This is a genomic window from Pseudomonas sp. HN8-3 (assembly GCF_020790195.1).
GTDB lineage: Bacteria > Pseudomonadota > Gammaproteobacteria > Pseudomonadales > Pseudomonadaceae > Aquipseudomonas > Aquipseudomonas synxantha_A.
On the sequence record NZ_CP086206.1, the window covers coordinates 5389293 to 5411277 of the forward strand.

The 21985-nt window shown below is 54.6% G+C and carries 15 protein-coding genes, 6 tRNA genes and 3 rRNA genes; 2 read left to right on the forward strand and 22 right to left on the reverse strand.

Features of this window, described 5'->3' with window-relative positions; translation table 11 throughout:
• Positions 1–36 precede the first annotated feature (36 nt).
• The 20 genes from rpoB to tyrS all read right to left on the reverse strand — a co-directional run bounded on the left by rpoB (position 37) and on the right by tyrS (position 17582).
• The gene (gene rpoB, locus LJX92_RS24040) at positions 37–4110 is read right to left on the reverse strand and encodes a DNA-directed RNA polymerase subunit beta (protein ID WP_019819139.1); all 4074 of its coding nucleotides are present in this window, start codon (positions 4108–4110) and stop codon (positions 37–39) included.
• A gap of 219 nt (positions 4111–4329) precedes the next feature.
• Positions 4330–4695, reverse strand: a complete 366-nt coding sequence (gene rplL, locus LJX92_RS24045; RefSeq protein WP_005791984.1) for a 50S ribosomal protein L7/L12 — start codon at positions 4693–4695, stop codon at positions 4330–4332.
• Positions 4696–4773: 78 nt separating this feature from the next.
• Positions 4774–5274: a 50S ribosomal protein L10 gene (rplJ, locus tag LJX92_RS24050; RefSeq protein ID WP_003232405.1), complete on the reverse strand. Its 501-nt coding sequence runs from the start codon at positions 5272–5274 to the stop codon at positions 4774–4776.
• 199 nt (positions 5275–5473) lie between these two features.
• Positions 5474–6169 carry a 50S ribosomal protein L1 gene (rplA, locus tag LJX92_RS24055; protein ID WP_003176434.1) on the reverse strand — a complete coding sequence of 232 codons (696 nt, stop codon included), beginning with the start codon at positions 6167–6169 and terminating at the stop codon, positions 5474–5476.
• On the reverse strand, positions 6169–6600 hold the full coding sequence (gene rplK, locus LJX92_RS24060) for a 50S ribosomal protein L11 (protein WP_003176435.1): 432 nt from the start codon (positions 6598–6600) through the stop codon (positions 6169–6171). The genes rplA and rplK overlap by 1 nt, the downstream gene beginning before the upstream one ends.
• Before the next feature lie 117 nt (positions 6601–6717).
• A complete protein-coding gene (gene nusG, locus LJX92_RS24065) occupies positions 6718–7251 on the reverse strand; it encodes a transcription termination/antitermination protein NusG (RefSeq protein ID WP_003176436.1) in 534 nt (177 codons plus the stop codon).
• Between the two features lie 9 nt (positions 7252–7260).
• Positions 7261–7629 (reverse strand): preprotein translocase subunit SecE, encoded by a 369-nt coding sequence (secE, locus tag LJX92_RS24070; protein WP_005791990.1) that lies wholly within the window; start codon positions 7627–7629, stop codon positions 7261–7263.
• Between the two features lie 45 nt (positions 7630–7674).
• Positions 7675–7750, reverse strand: a tRNA-Trp gene (locus LJX92_RS24075).
• Between the two features lie 163 nt (positions 7751–7913).
• Positions 7914–7989 (reverse strand) — tRNA-Thr (locus LJX92_RS24080).
• A gap of 26 nt (positions 7990–8015) precedes the next feature.
• Positions 8016–8089 (reverse strand) — tRNA-Gly (locus LJX92_RS24085).
• Positions 8090–8113: 24 nt separating this feature from the next.
• Positions 8114–8198 (reverse strand) — tRNA-Tyr (locus tag LJX92_RS24090).
• A gap of 142 nt (positions 8199–8340) precedes the next feature.
• Positions 8341–8787 (reverse strand): hypothetical protein, encoded by a 447-nt coding sequence (locus LJX92_RS24095; RefSeq protein WP_005791992.1) that lies wholly within the window; start codon positions 8785–8787, stop codon positions 8341–8343.
• Positions 8788–8794: 7 nt separating this feature from the next.
• Positions 8795–9544 (reverse strand): pantothenate kinase, encoded by a 750-nt coding sequence (locus LJX92_RS24100; protein WP_032879212.1) that lies wholly within the window; start codon positions 9542–9544, stop codon positions 8795–8797.
• Complete coding sequence (birA, locus tag LJX92_RS24105; protein WP_032879211.1) at positions 9534–10493, reverse strand: bifunctional biotin--[acetyl-CoA-carboxylase] ligase/biotin operon repressor BirA; 960 nt, start codon at positions 10491–10493, stop codon at positions 9534–9536. The genes LJX92_RS24100 and birA overlap by 11 nt, the downstream gene beginning before the upstream one ends.
• A 166-nt stretch (positions 10494–10659) precedes the next feature.
• Positions 10660–10775 (reverse strand): 5S ribosomal RNA (gene rrf / locus LJX92_RS24110).
• A 170-nt stretch (positions 10776–10945) separates the two neighbouring features.
• A 23S ribosomal RNA gene (locus LJX92_RS24115) occupies positions 10946–13837 on the reverse strand.
• Between the two features lie 247 nt (positions 13838–14084).
• Positions 14085–14160, reverse strand: a tRNA-Ala gene (locus LJX92_RS24120).
• 30 nt (positions 14161–14190) lie between these two features.
• Positions 14191–14267: transfer RNA gene (locus LJX92_RS24125), tRNA-Ile, on the reverse strand.
• 82 nt (positions 14268–14349) lie between these two features.
• Positions 14350–15886, reverse strand: a 16S ribosomal RNA gene (locus tag LJX92_RS24130).
• The 16S, 23S and 5S rRNA genes sit together here with 2 tRNA genes alongside, the layout of an rRNA operon.
• A 496-nt stretch (positions 15887–16382) precedes the next feature.
• Entirely contained in the window at positions 16383–17582 is a 1200-nt protein-coding gene (gene tyrS, locus LJX92_RS24135) for a tyrosine--tRNA ligase (RefSeq protein ID WP_103735226.1), read from the reverse strand.
• 208 nt (positions 17583–17790) lie between these two features.
• Between tyrS and LJX92_RS24140 the strand changes: the two genes are divergently transcribed.
• Together LJX92_RS24140 and LJX92_RS24145 are read left to right on the forward strand one after the other, a co-directional pair.
• A complete protein-coding gene (locus LJX92_RS24140; protein ID WP_005792000.1) occupies positions 17791–19203 on the forward strand; it encodes a peptidoglycan DD-metalloendopeptidase family protein in 1413 nt (470 codons plus the stop codon).
• Positions 19204–19206: 3 nt separating this feature from the next.
• Positions 19207–20298 (forward strand): anhydro-N-acetylmuramic acid kinase, encoded by a 1092-nt coding sequence (locus LJX92_RS24145; RefSeq protein ID WP_148854048.1) that lies wholly within the window; start codon positions 19207–19209, stop codon positions 20296–20298.
• 69 nt (positions 20299–20367) lie between these two features.
• Here LJX92_RS24145 and erpA read toward each other — a convergent pair whose 3' ends face one another.
• Positions 20368–20718 carry an iron-sulfur cluster insertion protein ErpA gene (gene erpA, locus LJX92_RS24150; RefSeq protein WP_003176443.1) on the reverse strand — a complete coding sequence of 117 codons (351 nt, stop codon included), beginning with the start codon at positions 20716–20718 and terminating at the stop codon, positions 20368–20370.
• Between the two features lie 164 nt (positions 20719–20882).
• Positions 20883–21917, reverse strand: coding sequence for an N-acetyl-gamma-glutamyl-phosphate reductase (argC, locus tag LJX92_RS24155; RefSeq protein WP_103735227.1), 1035 nt, complete (start codon positions 21915–21917; stop codon positions 20883–20885).
• Positions 21918–21985 lie beyond the last annotated feature (68 nt).

Below are 21985 nucleotides of genomic sequence, written 5' to 3' on the forward strand. Positions count from 1 at the left end.
GGACCAAACGGCCACGCTCTCGATTCGCGTCACGTGTTATTCGGTTTCCAGATCGATATCGATGCCGAGGGAACGAATTTCTTTGATCAACACGTTGAAGGACTCGGGCATGCCCGGCTCCATACGGTGATCGCCGTCCACGATGTTTTTGTACATCTTGGTACGACCGTTCACATCGTCCGACTTCACTGTGAGCATTTCTTGCAGAGTGTATGCAGCACCGTATGCTTCCAGTGCCCAGACCTCCATCTCCCCGAAACGCTGACCACCGAACTGAGCCTTACCACCCAGCGGCTGCTGGGTAACCAGGCTGTACGAACCAGTAGAACGAGCGTGCATCTTGTCGTCTACCAAGTGGTTCAGCTTCAGCATGTACATGTAGCCAACAGTAACCGGGCGCTCGAACTTGTTGCCGGTACGACCGTCGAACAGCTGCATCTGGCCGCTTTCCGGCAGGTCTGCCAGTTTCAGCATGGCCTTGATTTCGCTTTCCTTGGCACCGTCGAACACCGGGGTAGCCATTGGAACGCCGCCGCGCAGGTTCTTCGCCAGATCCAGGATTTCCTGGTCGGAGAAGGTATCCAGCTCTTCGTTGCGACCGCCGATCTCGTTGTAGATCTCGTGCAGGAACTTGCGCAGGTCTGCGACCTTGCGCTGCTCTTCGATCATACGGTTGATCTTCTCGCCCAGACCTTTGGCCGCGAGGCCCAGGTGGGTTTCAAGGATCTGACCAACGTTCATACGCGAAGGTACGCCCAACGGGTTGAGGACGACGTCGACCGGGGTGCCATTGGCATCGTGCGGCATGTCTTCAACCGGCATGATCACGGAGACCACACCTTTGTTACCGTGACGACCGGCCATCTTGTCGCCCGGCTGGATGCGGCGACGGATTGCCAGGTAAACCTTGACGATTTTCAGCACGCCTGGAGCCAGGTCATCGCCCTGCTGCAGTTTGCGCTTCTTGTCTTCGAACTTGTCGTCCAGCAGACGGCGGCGATCAACGATGTAGGCCTGGGCCTTCTCGAGCTGCTCGTTCAGAGCGTCTTCAGCCATGCGCAGTTTGAACCACTGGCCGTGCTCAAGACCGTCGAGAATTTCGTCGGTGATGTCCTGACCTTTCTTCAGACCTGCGCCGCCTTCGGCCTTGTGGCCTACCAGAGCGGAGCGCAGACGTTCGAAGGTCGCGCCTTCAACGATACGGAACTCTTCGTTCAGATCCTTACGGATCTCGTCGAGCTGGGTCTTCTCGATGGACAGTGCACGAGCATCACGCTCAACGCCGTCACGGGTGAAGACTTGTACGTCGATGACAGTACCTTTGGTACCGGTAGGTACACGCAGGGAGGTGTCTTTAACGTCGCTGGCTTTTTCACCGAAGATGGCACGCAGCAGCTTCTCTTCCGGAGTCAGTTGGGTCTCGCCTTTCGGAGTGACCTTACCCACCAGGATGTCGCCTGCGCCAACTTCAGCACCTACGTAAACGATACCGGCTTCGTCCAGCTTGTTCAGTGCAGCTTCACCCACGTTCGGGATGTCTGCAGTGATTTCCTCAGGCCCAAGCTTGGTGTCACGTGCCACACAGGTCAGTTCCTGAATGTGGATCGTGGTGAAGCGGTCTTCTTGAACCACACGCTCGGACAGGCAGATGGAGTCTTCGAAGTTGAAGCCGTTCCATGCCATGAACGCGATGCGCATGTTCTGACCCAGAGCCAGTTCACCCATATCGGTGGACGGGCCATCGGCCATGATGTCGCTACGCTGAACGCGATCACCCTTGCTCACCAGCGGACGCTGGTTGATGCATGTGTTCTGGTTCGAGCGGGTGTATTTGGTCAGGTTGTAGATGTCGACACCGGCTTCGCCAGTTTCTACTTCGTCATCGGCAACACGAACCACGATACGGCTGGCATCAACAGAGTCGATAACGCCGCCACGACGAGCCACGACGCAAACGCCGGAGTCACGGGCTACGTTACGCTCCATGCCGGTACCTACCAGCGGCTTGTCAGCACGCAGGGTCGGTACAGCTTGACGCTGCATGTTGGAACCCATCAATGCACGGTTGGCGTCATCGTGCTCCAGGAACGGGATCAGCGACGCTGCAACCGAAACTACCTGCTTCGGAGAAACGTCCATCAAGGTGACGTCTTCCGGCGCCTTGACGGTGAACTCGTTCAAGTGACGAACAGCTACCAGCTCGTCGATCAGGACTTTCTTGTCGTTCATCGTGGCCGAAGCCTGAGCGATCACGTGATCAGCTTCTTCGATGGCGGACAGGAACACGATCTCGTCGGTGACCAGAGCGTCTTTCACCACACGGTACGGGCTCTCGAGGAAGCCATACTGGTTGGTACGCGCATAAGCGGCCAGGGAGTTGATCAGACCGATGTTCGGACCTTCCGGCGTTTCGATCGGGCAAACACGACCGTAGTGCGTCGGGTGTACGTCACGAACTTCGAAGCCAGCACGCTCACGGGTCAGACCGCCCGGGCCCAGTGCGGATACACGGCGCTTGTGGGTGATCTCGGACAGCGGGTTGTTCTGGTCCATGAACTGGGAAAGCTGGCTGGAACCGAAGAACTCTTTCACCGCCGCAGCCACTGGCTTGGCGTTGATCAGGTCTTGCGGCATCAGGCCTTCGCTTTCAGCCATCGACAGACGCTCTTTGACCGCACGCTCAACACGCACCAGGCCAACGCGGAACTGGTTCTCGGCCATTTCGCCTACGCAGCGAACACGACGGTTACCCAGGTGGTCGATGTCATCGACGATGCCTTTGCCGTTACGGATGTCGACCAGCGTCTTCAGTACCGCGACGATGTCTTCCTTGCACAGCACGCCCGAACCTTCGATCTCGGTACGACCGATACGACGGTTGAACTTCATCCGGCCGACCGCAGACAGGTCATAGCGCTCAGGGCTGAAGAACAGGTTGTTGAACAGGGTTTCGGCAGCGTCTTTGGTTGGTGGCTCACCAGGACGCATCATGCGATAGATCTCGACCAGCGCTTCCAATTGGTTGCTGGTGGAGTCGATCTTCAGAGTGTCGGAGATGAACGGACCGCAGTCGATGTCGTTGGTGTACAGGGTCTCGATGCGAACAACCTGGGCCTTGGCGATTTTCGCCAGGATCTCGGTGTTCAGCTCGGTATTGCACTCAGCCAGGATTTCGCCTGTAGCCGGGTGAACGATGACCTTGGCGGTCGTGCGACCCAGAACGTAGTCCAGAGGCACTTCCAGCTCTTTGATACCAGCCTTTTCGATCTGGTTGATGTGGCGCGCAGTGATACGACGGCCAGCCTCAACGATGACCTTGCCTTTCTCATCCTGGATGTCCAGGACAGCAATTTCACCACGCAGACGCGAAGCGATCAGCTCCAGCTTGAGGGTTTCATCCTTCAGGCTGAATACGTTGGTGGTATAGAAAGCGTCCAGCACTTGCTCAGTGGTATAGCCGAGCGCGCGCAGCAGTACCGAGGCCGGCAGCTTGCGACGACGGTCGATACGCACGAACACGCAGTCTTTCGGGTCGAACTCGAAGTCCAACCACGAACCGCGGTACGGAATGATCCGCGCGGAGTACAGGAGTTTGCCGGAGCTGTGCGTCTTGCCGCGGTCGTGGTCGAAGAACACGCCCGGGGAACGGTGCAGCTGGGAAACGATTACACGCTCGGTACCGTTGATAACGAAGGTACCGTTCTCAGTCATCAATGGGATCTCGCCCATGTAGACTTCTTGCTCTTTGATGTCCTTGATCGCTTTGTTCGACGATTCTTTGTCGAAAATGATCAGACGGACTTTTACCCGCAAAGGTACGGCGTACGTAACGCCACGCAACACGCATTCTTTGACATCAAATGCCGGTTCGCCCAGGCGATAACCGACGTACTCCAGCGCAGCATTGCCGGAGTAGCTGATGATCGGGAAAACGGATTTGAAGGCCGCATGCAGGCCCACGTCGCGGAACTGATCTTTGGTCGCTCCCGCCTGCAAGAATTCACGATACGAATCCAGCTGGATAGCCAGAAGGTACGGGACATCCATGACGTCCGGCAACTTGCTAAAGTCCTTGCGGATACGTTTTTTCTCAGTATATGAGTAAGCCATCAGCGTTCCCCAGCTTGGTCACCTGCTTGTTTGGCCCCTCCGACGGGAGCAGCCAGAAAATCTTGCAAACCCCATGGTTTGCACCACCGCTTCGGGTGGCTACAGCGCGTTAATGGCGGCGACCGAGTCGACAGCCAAGAACGGAAAAAGGCCGGTGGCAAGAGCCACCAGCCATCAGCCTTCAGCTTAACGCTTGGGCTGGAGACGCAAGGTCGATGCTTACTTCAGCTCGACTTTAGCGCCTGCTTCTTCCAGAGTAGCTTTGGCTTTGTCAGCTGCGTCTTTGGCAACAGCTTCCAGAACCATGGCAGGAGCGCCGTCAACTACAGCCTTGGCTTCTTTCAGGCCCAGACCGGTCAGTTCACGTACTGCCTTGATCACGTTTACTTTCTTCTCGCCAGCTTCGGTCAGCATGACGTTGAATTCGGTTTGCTCTTCAACAACGGCAGCAGCAGCAGCTGGGCCAGCGGAAGCAGCGGCAGCGGAAACGCCGAATTTTTCTTCGAAAGCTTTGATCAGCTCAACAACCTGCAGAACCGACATTTCAGCTACGGCGTTGAGGATATCGTCTTGGGAGATAGACATTGCTGTATTTCCTGAATTGGGGGACGGCCTACGCGGCCATCGAAATAAACAAAAATACGCGAGAGAAGTTGCTCAGCCTTAGGCTGCGGCAGCTTCTTTTTGCTCGCGAACTGCAGCCAGAGTACGAGCCAGCTTGCTGGTAGCGCCTTGAATCACGCTCATCAGCTGCGAAATGGCTTCGTCGCGGGTCGGCAGTGTTGCCAGTACGTCGATTTGGTTAGCTGCGAGGAACTTGCCCTCGAACGCAGCTGCCTTGATCTCGAACTTATCCTGACTCTTGGCGAACTCTTTGAACAAACGGGCAGCAGCGCCTGGATGGTCCTTGGAGAACGCGATCAGAGTCGGGCCAGTGAACACGTCGTTGAGAACACTGTATTCAGTGTCAGCAACAGCGCGCTTGAGCAGGGTGTTACGTACAACACGTACGTATACGCCAGCTTCACGAGCCTCTTTACGGAGTCCGGTCATAGCGCCTACTGTCACACCACGGGCATCAGCCACGACAGCGGACAGAGCAGCTTTGGCAGCCTCGTTGACTTCAGCGACGATGGCCTTCTTGTCTTCGAGATTAATTGCCACGGGTTTAACTCCTGCTTGTTACCGTTTCATCTGGCCGAGGCCGGATGTCGTTTTGGTGTCTGATTCGGTAAGGAACCGGGAGCACCATCTGCGTAGGCTTGTTGGTTTAAGACTTGCGTCGCCTACGGTCTTGGATAGCCCCCGCCAGGCAGGGACCCCAATCTTTCAATTGGCGCAATCGCTTGCGCCAATTTGTGTCTTATACGTCCAGCGAGCCTTGGTCGATGACCAGACCTGGGCCCATAGTGGTGCTCAGGGTAACGCGCTTGACGTAGATGCCTTTCGAGGAAGCTGGCTTGATACGCTTCAGATCAGCGATCAGGGCTTCAACGTTTTCCTTCAGCTTGACGGCGTCGAAGCCGACCTTGCCAACGGAGGTGTGAATGATGCCGTTTTTGTCGGTGCGATAACGAACCTGACCAGCCTTGGCGTTTTTAACCGCGGTAGCTACGTCTGGCGTTACGGTACCGACTTTAGGGTTAGGCATCAGGCCACGTGGACCCAGGATCTGACCCAACTGACCTACAACGCGCATTGCATCCGGGGAAGCAATAACGACGTCATAGTTCAGATCGCCGCCTTTCATTTCGGCAGCCAGATCGTCCATACCAACGCGATCAGCGCCGGCAGCCAGAGCAGCTTCAGCCGCCGGGCCCTGAGTGAAGACAGCAACACGTACAGTCTTGCCAGTACCGTGTGGCAGCACAGTAGCGCTACGAACGACCTGGTCGGATTTACGCGGGTCAACACCCAGGTTCACAGCAACGTCAACAGACTCGCTGAACTTGACAGTCGACAGCTCGGTCAGCAGAGCAGCAGCGTCTACGAAGTTGTAGGACTTGCCTGCTTCGATTTTGCCGGCGATAGCCTTTTGGCGCTTGGTCAGCTTAGCCATTACACACCCTCCACGTTAAGGCCCATGCTACGAGCAGAACCGGCGATGGTACGCACGGCTGCATCCATATCAGCTGCAGTCAGATCCGCGTTTTTGGTTTTCGCGATTTCTTCCAGCTGAGCACGAGTTACGGTGCCAACCTTAACGGTGTTCGGACGAGCGGAACCGCTAGTCAGACCAGCAGCTTTCTTCAACAAAACCGAAGCCGGGGTCGACTTGGTTTCGAAAGTAAAGCTACGGTCGCTGTATACAGTGATGATCACTGGAGTCGGCAGACCTGGCTCAAGACCCTGAGTACGGGCGTTGAAGGCCTTGCAGAATTCCATGATGTTCACGCCGTGCTGACCCAGAGCTGGACCGACGGGTGGGCTAGGGTTGGCCTGAGCGGCCTTCACTTGCAGCTTGATGTAAGCGGTAATCTTCTTGGCCATGAGGCACTCCAATTACGGGTTCAAACGCCTAGAAAGGCTCCCCGGTTACTTGCGCGTTTATCCCAGTGACGACAAAACCCCACAGCCTAAGGCTGCGGGGTTGGGATGCTTTTTCAGCTAGACCTTCTCGACCTGGCTGAACTCCAACTCTACCGGAGTAGAGCGACCGAAAATGAGCACTGCCACTTGGATCCGGCTCTTTTCGTAGTTAACTTCTTCGACGGTGCCATTGAAATCAGCGAAAGGACCATCTGTAACACGAACAACCTCACCCGGCTCGAACAATGTCTTCGGCTTGGGCTTGTCGCTACCGTCAGCAACACGACGCAGAATTGCTTCTGCCTCCTTGTCAGTGATCGGAGCAGGCTTATCAGCAGTACCGCCAATGAAACCCATGACACGAGGAGTATCCTTGACCAAGTGCCAAGTACCTTCATTCATGTCCATCTGTACCAGCACGTAGCCAGGGAAGAACTTGCGCTCACTCTTGCGCTTCTGGCCATTCCGCATTTCAACCACTTCTTCAGTGGGAACCAGAATTTCGCCGAAGCCATCTTCCATGCCTGCCAGCTTTACGCGCTCCAGCAAAGAGCGCATAACATGCTTCTCGTAACCCGAGTAAGCATGCACAACGTACCAACGCTTAGCCACGGGACACCCTTAGCCAACAATCAAGGAAACAAGCCAGCCGAGCAGGGAATCGAGCCCCCACAACAGCAACGCCATAACCAGAACAACAGCCACAACAATCAATGTGGTCTGCGTGGTTTCTTGGCGAGTCGGCCAAACGACTTTACGAATTTCGGTGCGAGCTTCCTTTACCAGGACCGCGAAAGACTTGCCTTTAGCAGTCTGCAGGCCTACAAAGGCAGCTACAGCAGCGAGGGCGAGCAATGCGAGGACACGGTACAGGATCGGCGAAGCAGAATAGTACTGATTGCCAACAACGCCTACGACCACCAAGGCGACTACAGCGAGCCACTTGAACAGATCGAAACGAGAGCTTTGAGCTTCAGCCTTAGGAGTCATCTATGAAGATCCTGTGAAAAGAAAGCCAGACACACCACGTGAATCTGGCAGGTCAGGAGGGAATCGAACCCCCAACCTACGGTTTTGGAGACCGTCGCTCTGCCAATTGAGCTACTGACCTAAAACAAAATCAGGCCGACCATTATGCAGGCCTGAAAAAGACTTTACAACAACCAACCCCAACAGACTTGAAATCACCTGACAATCACAGCCAGACATAACACGATACAAGCCGAGGCAGCTGTTAAAACAAAGGCAGATATTTTCATATCTGCCTTGTTATATGGAGCTCTTGAGCGGATTTGAACCGCTGACCTCACCCTTACCAAGGGTGTGCTCTACCAACTGAGCTACAAGAGCAAAACACCTTGCACAACCTGCAAACTTGGAGCGGGTAGCGGGAATCGAACCCGCATCATCAGCTTGGAAGGCTGAGGTTCTACCACTAAACTATACCCGCGGAGCTTGCAGCTCACGCTAAAAATGGTGGAGGGGGAAGGATTCGAACCTTCGAAGTCGTAGACGTCAGATTTACAGTCTGATCCCTTTGGCCGCTCGGGAACCCCTCCTAAGCGAGCCGGCATTCTACATCACGCCGGCCTTCTGTCAAGCATTTTCTCATTAAAAATATGAGGTTAGCTGCGTTGACCTTCGTTTCACCTTGAAGCCCTTAAAGGTCTTCACTGCGAAGCGGGCGCCATTCTATGCAAACTATTCGAGAGTTGCAATGCCTTCGCACAGCATTATTTTATGTTTTAACTCATTGAATTCATTAGCAAGGCTTTCAAAGGGCAGATCGTCAGCCAAGCGCCTACTCTCAGGGGCTACTCGCAACCAGTAACCCGAGGCTTCAGGCGCGCTCAACAATTGAAGCCTGACCCTTATGTCCAAGCTTGTCAGCCGCTGCTCGAGAGAGAGCGCCTGGTGACGATCCGAGAAACCACCAATGTACAGACAGGTGCTTTGTGCATCAGCCCCCCTTGCTCGATCACGCCGCGCCACCGTGTCGGCAGACTCACTCAGGAGCCGAATATCTTGCTGCGTTCCACGATAGAGACTCAATGGTGTGACGTCCTTGGCACGCAATGGAGCTTCTTGCTGATGCCAGACGTAGTAGAAAACATTGAGGACAAGTAAAAGCAAAAACAGCCAGCGCATAATCACCTCAAGACAAAGGACACGCCATTGCCAAACCAACAAACACAAGGTCCGGGACCAAACAAGCCTGAGGTGCAGCATCCCTGACCAGGTCGGCATCCCCCCCCGTCAGGAAGACAGTGAAATCCTCGCCCCAATAGCTTCTCGCCAATTCAAGCTGGGTCAACACGAACCCTCTTAGCATAAGCGTACAACCGCGCTCGACAGCCTCTACGGTCGTCCGCCCAGGAGAGAGACGCTCAAGAGCTCTCTCAGCCGCGGCATCGTCATAACGTATCTTGCGCGTATGGGTTCGCAACTGATTGCGCATAAGTGGCAAGCCCGGGCAAATAAACCCACCCAAGTGCTCACCATCAACATCAATAAAGTCTGCGGTCGCCGCCGTACCAAAATCGAGCACTACGCATGCGCCGGACGCTAACTTATATGCACCCAGCATCGCCAACCAACGATCCAGCCCAAGCCGCTCGAACTCTTCGTAGCCATTGTGCACACCGGCCATTTGTCGCGCGGAACCCGCACAGGAAACGGTAACGCCAAATGCCTTCACCAACGCCTCTACCAGCTTGTCGGTTTCCTCAAGCGCTCGAACACTCACTAACCGACAACGCGTGAGCAGAAGGCCAGGAAGCGCTATCAGGCTCTCAATCAACGCATCATCCGAACCCACCACGCCTTCGGCGGAGACACTTGCATCACTCGCCTCAAGCACGCGCCACTTTATGAAGCTGTTCCCACAGTCGAGCTCAAGAATCATCACGCAACCTCAGGCTTAACTCACCACCGCTGTATATTTTCTCGACGCCATCGACATTCAAGCGCAACGCGCCCTGATGATCCACGCCCAACACCACCCCATCAATCTGGGTAACACCAGCAACGAGAGACACAGGCTTGCCCTGCCACAAGTGATGCCGCTCCCACTCATCTTGCAGCCCGGCAAAACCGGCAGTCTTATGTCGATCCAGATAGCCTTGCAACTGCATCCCCAGACGCGCCACCAATTGGTTGCGATCAATAGCAGAACCGGTCTCGAGCTGAATTGAAGTCCATTGCTGATCCACATCATCGGCTTTCTGCATATTCACATTGATGCCTATCCCTAGGACAACGTGACAGATATCCGCAGGATCCCCCACCAGCTCCAGCAAGATGCCAGAAATTTTCTTGCTCCCGACCAAGACGTCGTTTGGCCATTTCAAAGCCGCGCCCTGTACACCGGTCTCACGCAACGCCTGCATAACGGCTAAGCCAACTACGAGACTCAACCCCTCCAACTGTCGCAGACCACCTTCAATGCGCAGCACGAGACTGTAGTAGACATTTTGCGCAAACGGACTGACCCATTTTCGACCACGCCTTCCCCTACCAGCCGTCTGCTGCTCCGACAGTACGACAAAGGGGGCTGCGCACCCTGAGTCAACGAGACGCAAAGCTTCGGCGTTAGTGGAGTCGATGGAATCGAAAATATGAACTGGCCAGGTTAAAGAGGCCGCATTCAGGGAAATTTGCTCTGCACTCAAGAACACCAACGGCGCAGCCAATTGATACCCACGACCTCGGACCTTATGAATGGGCAGCCCTAACTCTGCCTCAAGATGCTGAAGCTGCTTCCACACAGCGCTGCGACTGACGCCCAGGGCGGCGCCAAGCGCTTCTCCAGAATGGAATCGACCGTCTTTCAGTAGTTTCAACAACATCAGCATGCAAATATCGCCTCACAATGAGGCACGCATAATAGCCATGCGTAAGGTCATTGCATAGAAACGCAGGGCGTTTGCACTCAGGACATGAGCGATGGTTTTTTAGTTTTTTCGACCGCCCAAAACAAAACCCCTGTCTGCGTTAGCAAACAGGGGTTCTGGAATTTAATCTTGACGATGACCTACTCTCACATGGGGAAACCCCACACTACCATCGGCGATGCATCGTTTCACTGCTGAGTTCGGGATGGGATCAGGTGGTTCCAATGCTCTATGGTCGTCAAGAAATTCGGGTACTGAGTCGTGACCAGTTGGTCTCGCTTCAGCAAATTGGGTATGTGACAGTTTTCGGTGTTTTGTGAGCGTCGAACTTTCGGTTCATTTTCGTCTTCACACACCGCAATCTGGTCTCTTTCGCTTTTCAGCTCAGAGCATGCAAATTGCTTGGGTGTTATATGGTCAAGCCTCACGGGCAATTAGTATTGGTTAGCTCAACGCCTCACAGCGCTTACACACCCAACCTATCAACGTCGTAGTCTTCGACGGCCCTTCAGGGAACTCAAGGTTCCAGTGAGATCTCATCTTGAGGCTAGTTTCCCGCTTAGATGCTTTCAGCGGTTATCTATTCCGAACATAGCTACCCGGCAATGCCACTGGCGTGACAACCGGAACACCAGAGGTTCGTCCACTCCGGTCCTCTCGTACTAGGAGCAGCCCCTCTCAAATCTCAAACGTCCACGGCAGATAGGGACCGAACTGTCTCACGACGTTCTAAACCCAGCTCGCGTACCACTTTAAATGGCGAACAGCCATACCCTTGGGACCGGCTTCAGCCCCAGGATGTGATGAGCCGACATCGAGGTGCCAAACACCGCCGTCGATATGAACTCTTGGGCGGTATCAGCCTGTTATCCCCGGAGTACCTTTTATCCGTTGAGCGATGGCCCTTCCATACAGAACCACCGGATCACTAAGACCTACTTTCGTACCTGCTCGACGTGTCTGTCTCGCAGTCAAGCGCGCTTTTGCCTTTATACTCTACGACCGATTTCCGACCGGTCTGAGCGCACCTTCGTACTCCTCCGTTACTCTTTAGGAGGAGACCGCCCCAGTCAAACTACCCACCATACACTGTCCTCGATCCGGATAACGGACCTGAGTTAGAACCTCAAAGTTGCCAGGGTGGTATTTCAAGGTTGGCTCCACGCAGACTGGCGTCCACGCTTCAAAGCCTCCCACCTATCCTACACAAGCAAATTCAAAGTCCAGTGCAAAGCTATAGTAAAGGTTCACGGGGTCTTTCCGTCTAGCCGCGGATACACTGCATCTTCACAGCGATTTCAATTTCACTGAGTCTCGGGTGGAGACAGCGCCGCCATCGTTACGCCATTCGTGCAGGTCGGAACTTACCCGACAAGGAATTTCGCTACCTTAGGACCGTTATAGTTACGGCCGCCGTTTACCGGGGCTTCGATCAAGAGCTTCGCGTTAGCTAACCCCATCAATTAACCTTCCGGCACCGGGCAGGCGTCACACCCTATACGTCCACTTTCGTGTTTGCAGAGTGCTGTGTTTTTAATAAACAGTCGCAGCGGCCTGGTATCTTCGACCGGCATGAGCTTACGGAGCAAGTCCTTCACCCTCACCGGCGCACCTTCTCCCGAAGTTACGGTGCCATTTTGCCTAGTTCCTTCACCCGAGTTCTCTCAAGCGCCTTGGTATTCTCTACCCAACCACCTGTGTCGGTTTGGGGTACGGTTCCTGGTTACCTGAAGCTTAGAAGCTTTTCTTGGAAGCATGGCATCAACCACTTCGTTAACTAAAAGTTAACTCGTCATCAGCTCTCGGCCTTAGAATCCCGGATTTACCTAAGATTCCAGCCTACCACCTTAAACTTGGACAACCAACGCCAAGCTGGCCTAGCCTTCTCCGTCCCTCCATCGCAATAACCAGAAGTACAGGAATATTAACCTGTTTTCCATCGACTACGCTTTTCAGCCTCGCCTTAGGGACCGACTAACCCTGCGTCGATTAACGTTGCGCAGGAAACCTTGGTCTTTCGGCGTGGGTGTTTTTCACACCCATTGTCGTTACTCATGTCAGCATTCGCACTTCTGATACCTCCAGCAAGCTTCTCAACTCACCTTCACAGGCTTACAGAACGCTCCTCTACCGCATCACTTACGTGATACCCGTAGCTTCGGTGTATGGTTTGAGCCCCGTTACATCTTCCGCGCAGGCCGACTCGACTAGTGAGCTATTACGCTTTCTTTAAAGGGTGGCTGCTTCTAAGCCAACCTCCTAGCTGTCTAAGCCTTCCCACATCGTTTCCCACTTAACCATAACTTTGGGACCTTAGCTGACGGTCTGGGTTGTTTCCCTTTTCACGACGGACGTTAGCACCCGCCGTGTGTCTCCCATGCTCGGCACTTGTAGGTATTCGGAGTTTGCATCGGTTTGGTAAGTCGGGATGACCCCCTAGCCGAAACAGTGCTCTACCCCCTACAGTGATACATGAGGCGCTACCTAAATAGCTTTCGAGGAGAACCAGCTATCTCCGAGCTTGATTAGCCTTTCACTCCGATCCACAGGTCATCCGCTAACTTTTCAACGGTAGTCGGTTCGGTCCTCCAGTTAGTGTTACCCAACCTTCAACCTGCCCATGGATAGATCGCCCGGTTTCGGGTCTATTCCCAGCGACTAGACGCCCTATTAAGACTCGCTTTCGCTACGCCTCCCCTATTCGGTTAAGCTCGCCACTGAAAATAAGTCGCTGACCCATTATACAAAAGGTACGCAGTCACCCAACAAAGTGGGCTCCCACTGCTTGTACGCATACGGTTTCAGGATCTATTTCACTCCCCTCTCCGGGGTTCTTTTCGCCTTTCCCTCACGGTACTAGTTCACTATCGGTCAGTCAGTAGTATTTAGCCTTGGAGGATGGTCCCCCCATATTCAGACAAAGTTTCTCGTGCTCCGTCCTACTCGATTTCATGACTAAGAGATTTTCGCGTACAGGGCTATCACCCACTATGGCCGCACTTTCCAGAGCGTTCCGCTAATCTCAAAGCCACTTAAGGGCTAGTCCCCGTTCGCTCGCCACTACTAAGGGAATCTCGGTTGATTTCTTTTCCTCAGGGTACTTAGATGTTTCAGTTCCCCTGGTTCGCCTCTTGCACCTATGTATTCAGTACAAGATAACCATCTTATGATGGCTGGGTTCCCCCATTCAGACATCTCCGGATCAAAGTCTGTTTGCCGACTCCCCGAAGCTTTTCGCAGGCTACCACGTCTTTCATCGCCTCTGACTGCCAAGGCATCCACCGTATGCGCTTCTTCACTTGACCATATAACCCCAAGCAATCTGGTTATACTATGAAGACAACATTCGCCGAAAATTCGAATTTCTCGATTAAGAGAACTCACAAATTTTACCTTAGCCTGATCCGTTACCAGTGAAAGTAACGTTCAGTCTATCTTTCTATCACATACCCAAATTTTTAAAGAACGAACTAGTCAAAGACTAGAAATCAACATTCACCATCACAACGATGGAATGCTCATTTCTAAGCTTTATACAAACAGAAGCAGTAGTGGTGGAGCCAAACGGGATCGAACCGTTGACCTCCTGCGTGCAAGGCAGGCGCTCTCCCAGCTGAGCTATGGCCCCGTATTTCTACAGGCGTTTCCCACACAAAATTGGTGGGTCTGGGCAGATTCGAACTGCCGACCTCACCCTTATCAGGGGTGCGCTCTAACCAACTGAGCTACAGACCCAATTTCGGGCTGCTTCTTTTCGTCTTCTTCAATGAATCAAGCAATTCGTGTGGGAACTTATGGAGCAGCTGATGTCGTCGATTAAGGAGGTGATCCAGCCGCAGGTTCCCCTACGGCTACCTTGTTACGACTTCACCCCAGTCATGAATCACACCGTGGTAACCGTCCTCCCGAAGGTTAGACTAGCTACTTCTGGTGCAACCCACTCCCATGGTGTGACGGGCGGTGTGTACAAGGCCCGGGAACGTATTCACCGCGACATTCTGATTCGCGATTACTAGCGATTCCGACTTCACGCAGTCGAGTTGCAGACTGCGATCCGGACTACGATCGGTTTTATGGGATTAGCTCCACCTCGCGGCTTGGCAACCCTCTGTACCGACCATTGTAGCACGTGTGTAGCCCAGGCCGTAAGGGCCATGATGACTTGACGTCATCCCCACCTTCCTCCGGTTTGTCACCGGCAGTCTCCTTAGAGTGCCCACCATTACGTGCTGGTAACTAAGGACAAGGGTTGCGCTCGTTACGGGACTTAACCCAACATCTCACGACACGAGCTGACGACAGCCATGCAGCACCTGTCTCAATGCTCCCGAAGGCACCAATCCATCTCTGGAAAGTTCATTGGATGTCAAGGCCTGGTAAGGTTCTTCGCGTTGCTTCGAATTAAACCACATGCTCCACCGCTTGTGCGGGCCCCCGTCAATTCATTTGAGTTTTAACCTTGCGGCCGTACTCCCCAGGCGGTCAACTTAATGCGTTAGCTGCGCCACTAAAAGCTCAAGGCTTCCAACGGCTAGTTGACATCGTTTACGGCGTGGACTACCAGGGTATCTAATCCTGTTTGCTCCCCACGCTTTCGCACCTCAGTGTCAGTATTAGTCCAGGTGGTCGCCTTCGCCACTGGTGTTCCTTCCTATATCTACGCATTTCACCGCTACACAGGAAATTCCACCACCCTCTACCATACTCTAGTCAGTCAGTTTTGAATGCAGTTCCCAGGTTGAGCCCGGGGATTTCACATCCAACTTAACAAACCACCTACGCGCGCTTTACGCCCAGTAATTCCGATTAACGCTTGCACCCTCTGTATTACCGCGGCTGCTGGCACAGAGTTAGCCGGTGCTTATTCTGTCGGTAACGTCAAAATTGCAGAGTATTAATCTACAACCCTTCCTCCCAACTTAAAGTGCTTTACAATCCGAAGACCTTCTTCACACACGCGGCATGGCTGGATCAGGCTTTCGCCCATTGTCCAATATTCCCCACTGCTGCCTCCCGTAGGAGTCTGGACCGTGTCTCAGTTCCAGTGTGACTGATCATCCTCTCAGACCAGTTACGGATCGTCGCCTTGGTGAGCCATTACCCCACCAACTAGCTAATCCGACCTAGGCTCATCTGATAGCGCAAGGCCCGAAGGTCCCCTGCTTTCTCCCGTAGGACGTATGCGGTATTAGCGTCCGTTTCCGAACGTTATCCCCCACTACCAGGCAGATTCCTAGGCATTACTCACCCGTCCGCCGCTCTCAAGAGAAGCAAGCTTCTCTCTACCGCTCGACTTGCATGTGTTAGGCCTGCCGCCAGCGTTCAATCTGAGCCATGATCAAACTCTTCAGTTCAAACATCTTTGGGTTTTTAAGAAACCCTAAACTTGGCTCAGCAATCGTTGGTTACATCTTTGATTTCTCGCGGAGTAACTTGTGATGCTGATAATCTTGTTGACTACCAGTCTGACTCCACAAGCACCCACACGAATTGCTTGATTCAGTTGTTAAAGAGCGGTTGGTTAAGATCTTTCGTCTCAACCGAGGCGCGCATTCTACAGCAGCCTCATTTGCTGTCAAGTGATTATTTTCAGAAGCTTTCGAAGATTTCTTCAACAACTTCAACCACTTGCGCTTAAGATCTCTCCGAAGCGGGAGGCGAATTCTACAGCGTTACACGCTGCTGTCAACACCTCTTTTTCAACTTCCTTTTGGCTTCGATGAACTGAAGCAACCTGCTGCCGAAAACTACGTAACTCATTGTTTACCAAGGAGTTTTCCGTTTCGACTGCGCCGGAAGTGGGGCGAATTATAGACAGATATAATTCGCCGTCAACATCTAATTTCAGACTTATTCGGATTTGAGCGTAATTCGCGCAAACGCCTTCTTACCCGCCTGACAAACGTGAGTGGCGCCCAGCTCATACATAAATGTGCGATCAACCACTTCACCATCTATACGTACACCACCCGACCCCAAGAGATCACGAGCGACCGCCGAGTTCTTCACCAAGCCCGCCTTATTAAGGACAGCCGCAATCGGCATAGCCTCGGCAGCGGTCAGTTCAATCTCCGGCAGATCGTCCGGCAGCTCACCATCCTTCATACGATTACCAGCTGCACGATGCGCACTGGCAGCAGCCTCTTCGCCATGGAAGCGCGCGACAATCTCCTCAGCCAGCTTGATCTTCACATCACGCGGATTGGCGCCTGCCTCTACGTCCGCACGCAACGCATTGATTTCGTCCATCGAGCGGAAGCTCAACAGCTCGAAGTAACGCCACATCAGCGCATCAGGAATGGAAACCAGCTTGCCGTACATTACGCCCGGCGCCTCCTGGATACCGACATAGTTACCCAGGGACTTGGACATTTTCTTGACGCCATCCAACCCTTCCAGCAACGGCATAGTCAGAATGCACTGAGCCTCCTGACCGTATGCGCGCTGCAACTCACGCCCCATCAGCAGGTTGAACTTCTGATCGGTACCGCCCAACTCAACATCCGCACGCAGCGCCACCGAGTCATACCCCTGGACCAATGGGTAGAGGAACTCATGAATCGCGATCGGCTGATTGGTGGAGTAGCGCTTGTCGAAATCATCGCGCTCGAGCATACGTGCCACGGTGTACTGGGAGGTCAGGCGAATAAAGTCTGCCGGCCCCATCTTGTCCATCCAGGTGGAGTTGAATGCCACCTCGGTCTTGGCCGGATCAAGGATCTTGAACACTTGGGTCTTGTAGGTCTCGGCATTATCGAGAACCTGCTCACGAGTCAGCGGCGGGCGCGTAGCACTCTTGCCGCTGGGATCACCGATCATTCCCGTGAAGTCACCGATAAGAAAGATGACTTGATGGCCCAGCTCCTGAAACTGACGCAGCTTATTAATAAGCACGGTATGACCCAGGTGCAGATCCGGCGCAGTCGGATCAAAGCCAGCCTTGATACGCAGGGGCTGGCCACGCTTAAGCTTTTCGATCAGCTCAGCTTCAACCAACAGTTCTTCCGCACCACGTTTTATCAGCGCTAGCTGCTCTTCAACCGACTTCATAACAGACCCGCAAGGCTCAGATTCAAAAGGGAACCAACCATACAAGATCAGGGACTAATTACAAGTTTTGCCCTGCGCACGGACACCGTTCAGCGAGCCCAGCATTCGCGAGCTTGCGCCACAGATGATTTGGTTATATTTTATACAGTTATTTCATCTTCATCATGTCATTCATCTTTTCCATTTCATCTTCAAAGTCAAATTACCTATGACCACTGAACCGTCTAAAGCGCCGCCGCTTTACCCGAAGACCCACCTGCTCGCCGCAAGTGGTATCGCCGCCCTTCTCAGCCTGGCACTGCTGGTATTCCCTTCCAGTGACGTAGAAGCCAAACGAACATCCCTGAGCCTTGATCTGGAAAGCCCAGTTGAACAACTGACACAAGATCAAGACGCTTCCGACGCCCAACAAGCCACAAACACTGCAACTGAATCACCTTTCGCACAGATCGAAAGCGCTCCCGAAGACACCCAGCAAGCCGCCCAGGAAGCACCTGCGGCAGCTGCCGCAAAGAATCCCCAGCATCGCGAAGTCATCGTGGGCAAAGGCGACACGCTATCCACCCTGTTCGAAAAGGTTGGGCTGCCTGCCACCGCTGTGAATGAAGTGCTGGCCAGCGATAAGCAAGCCAAGCAATTCACCCAGCTCAAACGCGGCCAGAAGCTTGAATTTGAACTGACGCCAGACGGCCAGTTGAACAACCTGCACACCAGCCTCAGCGACCTGGAAAGCATCAGCCTGAGCAAAGGTGCCAAAGGCTTCGCCTTCAACCGCATCACCACCAAGCCGGTTATGCGTTCCGCCTACGTACACGGGGTGATCAACAGCTCCTTGTCACAATCGGCTGCCCGAGCCGGCTTGTCCCACAGCATGACCATGGACATGGCCAGCGTATTTGGCTATGACATCGACTTCGCTCAGGACATCCGCCAGGGCGACGAATTCGATGTGATCTACGAACAGAAAGTGGCCAACGGCAAAGTGGTGGGCACTGGCAATATTCTTTCTGCGCGCTTCACCAACCGCGGCAAAACCTACACAGCCGTTCGCTACACAAACAAACAAGGCAATAGCAGCTATTACACGGCCGACGGCAATAGCATGCGCAAGGCCTTCATCCGTACGCCCGTGGACTTCGCCCGTATTAGCTCGCGTTTCTCCATGGGCCGCAAGCATCCAATTCTGAACAAAATTCGCGCACACAAGGGTGTGGACTATGCCGCTCCGCGTGGCACACCCATCAAGGCGGCGGGCGACGGCAAGGTACTGCTGGCGGGGCGCCGGGGTGGTTACGGCAATACGGTGATCATCCAGCACGGCAACACTTACCGTACGCTATACGGCCACATGCAAGGGTTCGCCAAGGGCGTCAAAACCGGCGGCAACGTGAAGCAAGGTCAAGTGATCGGCTACATCGGCACCACCGGCCTGTCCACCGGACCGCACTTGCATTATGAGTTCCAGGTCAACGGCGTACACGTCGACCCCCTGGGTCAAAAACTGCCAATGGCCGATCCGATCGCCAAGGCCGAACGCGCACGCTTCATGCAACAGAGCCAGCCGTTGATGGCACGGATGGATCAAGAGCGCTCCACCTTGCTGGCTTCGGCGAAGCGTTAAGGTATGCCGCTCTATATCGGTGTGATGTCCGGAACCAGCCTTGATGGACTGGATATCGCCCTTATCGAGCAAGGTGCGGCGATCAAGCTGATCGCCACGCACTACATCCCGATGCCAGACACCTTGCGGGCTGAACTTCTGAGCCTGTGCGCCAGCGGCCCGGATGAAATCGCCCGCTCGGCAATCGCCCAGCAACAGTGGGTAACACTCGCCGCGCAAGGCATCCGGGCCTTGCTGGAGCAAAACCGCTTCAAGCCTCAGGACATCCGCGCAATTGGCAGCCATGGGCAAACGATCCGCCATGAACCCGCTCGAAGCTTTACGGTGCAGATCGGCAACCCTGCCCTGCTCACCGAGCTGACAGGGATCAGCGTAGTCAGCGACTTCCGCAGCCGTGATGTTGCCGCCGGAGGCCAGGGAGCCCCTCTGGTTCCAGCGTTTCATGAAGCTCTGTTTGGCGAGCACACTGGCAATCGCGCAGTGTTGAATATCGGCGGGTTCAGCAACCTCAGCCTCATCGAGGCGAGCAAGCCTGTAGCGGGTTTCGACTGCGGTCCCGGGAATGTTCTTCTGGATGCGTGGATTCACCACCAGCGCGGTGAACACTTCGACCGCGACGGGCAATGGGCCGCTAGCGGCAAGGTTCAGCCTCAACTACTCAACGCATTGCTCAGCGACCCGTTCTTCTTGACCAAAGGCCCCAAAAGCACAGGTCGCGAAGTGTTCAATCTGGCCTGGCTGCAACAGCACCTGAGCCCGTTGCCCGTCTTTGAGCCCGAAGACGTGCAGGCCACTCTGCTGGAGCTGACGGCTCTCACCATCGTCGAATCTCTGCAAAGCGCACAGACGAGCACTGAGACGTTGCTCATCTGCGGCGGCGGCGCGCACAACACGATGCTGATGAATCGGCTGACCGCGCTATTGCCTTCTACTCACGTCAGTAGCACAGCCACTTACGGGGTAGACCCGGACTGGGTCGAAGCCATGGCCTTCGCCTGGCTGGCGCACTGCTGCCTGGAAGGCATCGCCGCCAACCGCCCTAGCGTAACCGGCGCCCGTGGGTTACGGGTGCTCGGCGCCATCTACCCGGCCTAAACTGGCTTCAGACAGCAAAACGCCGCTTGGCCCATAAAAGCCAAGCGGCGTTTCTGTATCCGCTACCGATCAGATCGAGAACGAAGATCCGCAGCCACAGGTAGTGGTGGCATTAGGGTTCTTGATCACGAAACGCGAACCTTCCAGACCTTCCTGATAATCCACCTCGGCACCAGCCAGGTATTGGAAGCTCATCGGATCCACGACCAGGCTGACGCCCTCGCGCTCGACGATGGTGTCGTCATCGGCCACATCTTCATCGAAGGTAAAACCGTACTGAAACCCTGAACAACCGCCGCCCGTAACAAATACGCGCAGCTTCAAGCGATCATTACCCTCTTCATCGACCAGGCTCTTCACCTTGTGCGCAGCACCGTGGGTGAATTGCAAAGCCGTGGGGGTGAAGGATTCAACGCTCATGCTGATAATCTCCCGGCGTAGCGCCGCCATATGCGTAATGACCGGCATTATCCGCTTCTCCTAGAAAAGCGGTCAACTATTGTTACGGTATATCAATCTGTGCAGCCGCCATAAAAACACGAAAGGCCCGATCACCGGGCCTTTTGCGTAACCACCAGACTGCGTTAAGGCAACATTCCCGCGTGGGCCAGGCCCAACTTCTCATCCAGACCGAACAGGATGTTCATGTTCTGCACCGCCTGGCCCGACGCGCCTTTGACCAGGTTGTCGATCACCGACAGCACCACAACCAGGTCGCCATCCTGCGGACGATGCACGGCGATACGGCACACATTGGCACCACGCACACTACGAGTCTCCGGGTGGCTGCCCGCCGGCATCACGTCGACGAACGGCTCATTGGCATAACGCTTTTCAAACAGCGCCTGCAAGTCGACCGAGCGATCAGTGACGGTTGCATAAAGCGTGGAGTGAATCCCACGGATCATTGGCGTCAGGTGCGGCACAAAGGTCAGCCCCACATCCTTGCCCGCGGCGCGACGCAACCCCTGGCGGATTTCAGGCAAGTGGCGATGGCCTTTTACCGCATAGGCTTTCATGCTTTCCGACGTTTCGGAGTACAAAGACCCCACCGCCGCACCACGACCAGCGCCGCTGACGCCCGATTTGCAGTCGGCGATCAGGCGCGACGCATCCGCCAAGCCAGCTTCCAGCAATGGCAGGAACCCCAACTGTGTCGCCGTCGGATAGCAACCTGGTACCGCAATCAGGCGTGCTTGCTTGATCTGCTCACGATTGACTTCCGGCAAGCCGTACACCGCCTCCTCCAACAACTGCGGCGCTCCATGAGGCTGACCGTACCACTTGGCCCACTCATCGGCGTCCTGCAAGCGGAAGTCGGCCGACAAGTCGATAACCTTGGTGCCGGCCGCCAGCAACTCACCGGCCAGTGCATGGGCGACACCGTGAGGCGTGGCGAAGAACACCACGTCGCACGCGCCCAGGGTCTTGATGTCCGGCACGCTGAACGCCAGGCCGTCATAGTGGCCTCGCAGGTTCGGGTACATATCGGCCACGGCCAGCCCAGCTTCGGATCGGGAAGTGATGACCGCCACCTCAGCTTGCGGATGCTGAGCCAACAGACGCAGCAATTCGACACCGGTGTAACCGGTGCCGCCGACGATACCGACCTTGACCATAAACCTGCCCTCAACGAACCCACTGGAAAGCCGTCGATAATAGGGGCCGTATCGTCCTGCGACAACCG

Bases quoted from the DNA above. Each gene is read 5' to 3' on its own strand.
- rpoB (WP_019819139.1), bottom strand. From the start codon at position 4,110: ATGGCTTACTCATATACTGAGAAAAAACGTATCCGCAAGGACTTTAGC.
- rplL (WP_005791984.1), bottom strand. From the start codon at position 4,695: ATGTCTATCTCCCAAGACGATATCCTCAACGCCGTAGCTGAAATGTCG.
- rplA (WP_003176434.1), bottom strand. From the start codon at position 6,169: ATGGCTAAGCTGACCAAGCGCCAAAAGGCTATCGCCGGCAAAATCGAA.
- rplK (WP_003176435.1), bottom strand. From the start codon at position 6,600: ATGGCCAAGAAGATTACCGCTTACATCAAGCTGCAAGTGAAGGCCGCT.
- secE (WP_005791990.1), bottom strand. From the start codon at position 7,629: ATGACTCCTAAGGCTGAAGCTCAAAGCTCTCGTTTCGATCTGTTCAAG.
- LJX92_RS24095 (WP_005791992.1), bottom strand. From the start codon at position 8,787: ATGCGCTGGCTGTTTTTGCTTTTACTTGTCCTCAATGTTTTCTACTAC.
- LJX92_RS24100 (WP_032879212.1), bottom strand. From the start codon at position 9,544: ATGATTCTTGAGCTCGACTGTGGGAACAGCTTCATAAAGTGGCGCGTG.
- birA (WP_032879211.1), bottom strand. From the start codon at position 10,493: ATGCTGATGTTGTTGAAACTACTGAAAGACGGTCGATTCCATTCTGGA.
- tyrS (WP_103735226.1), bottom strand. From the start codon at position 17,582: ATGAAGTCGGTTGAAGAGCAGCTAGCGCTGATAAAACGTGGTGCGGAA.
- LJX92_RS24140 (WP_005792000.1), top strand. From the start codon at position 17,791: ATGACCACTGAACCGTCTAAAGCGCCGCCGCTTTACCCGAAGACCCAC.
- LJX92_RS24145 (WP_148854048.1), top strand. From the start codon at position 19,207: ATGCCGCTCTATATCGGTGTGATGTCCGGAACCAGCCTTGATGGACTG.
- erpA (WP_003176443.1), bottom strand. From the start codon at position 20,718: ATGAGCGTTGAATCCTTCACCCCCACGGCTTTGCAATTCACCCACGGT.
- argC (WP_103735227.1), bottom strand. From the start codon at position 21,917: ATGGTCAAGGTCGGTATCGTCGGCGGCACCGGTTACACCGGTGTCGAA.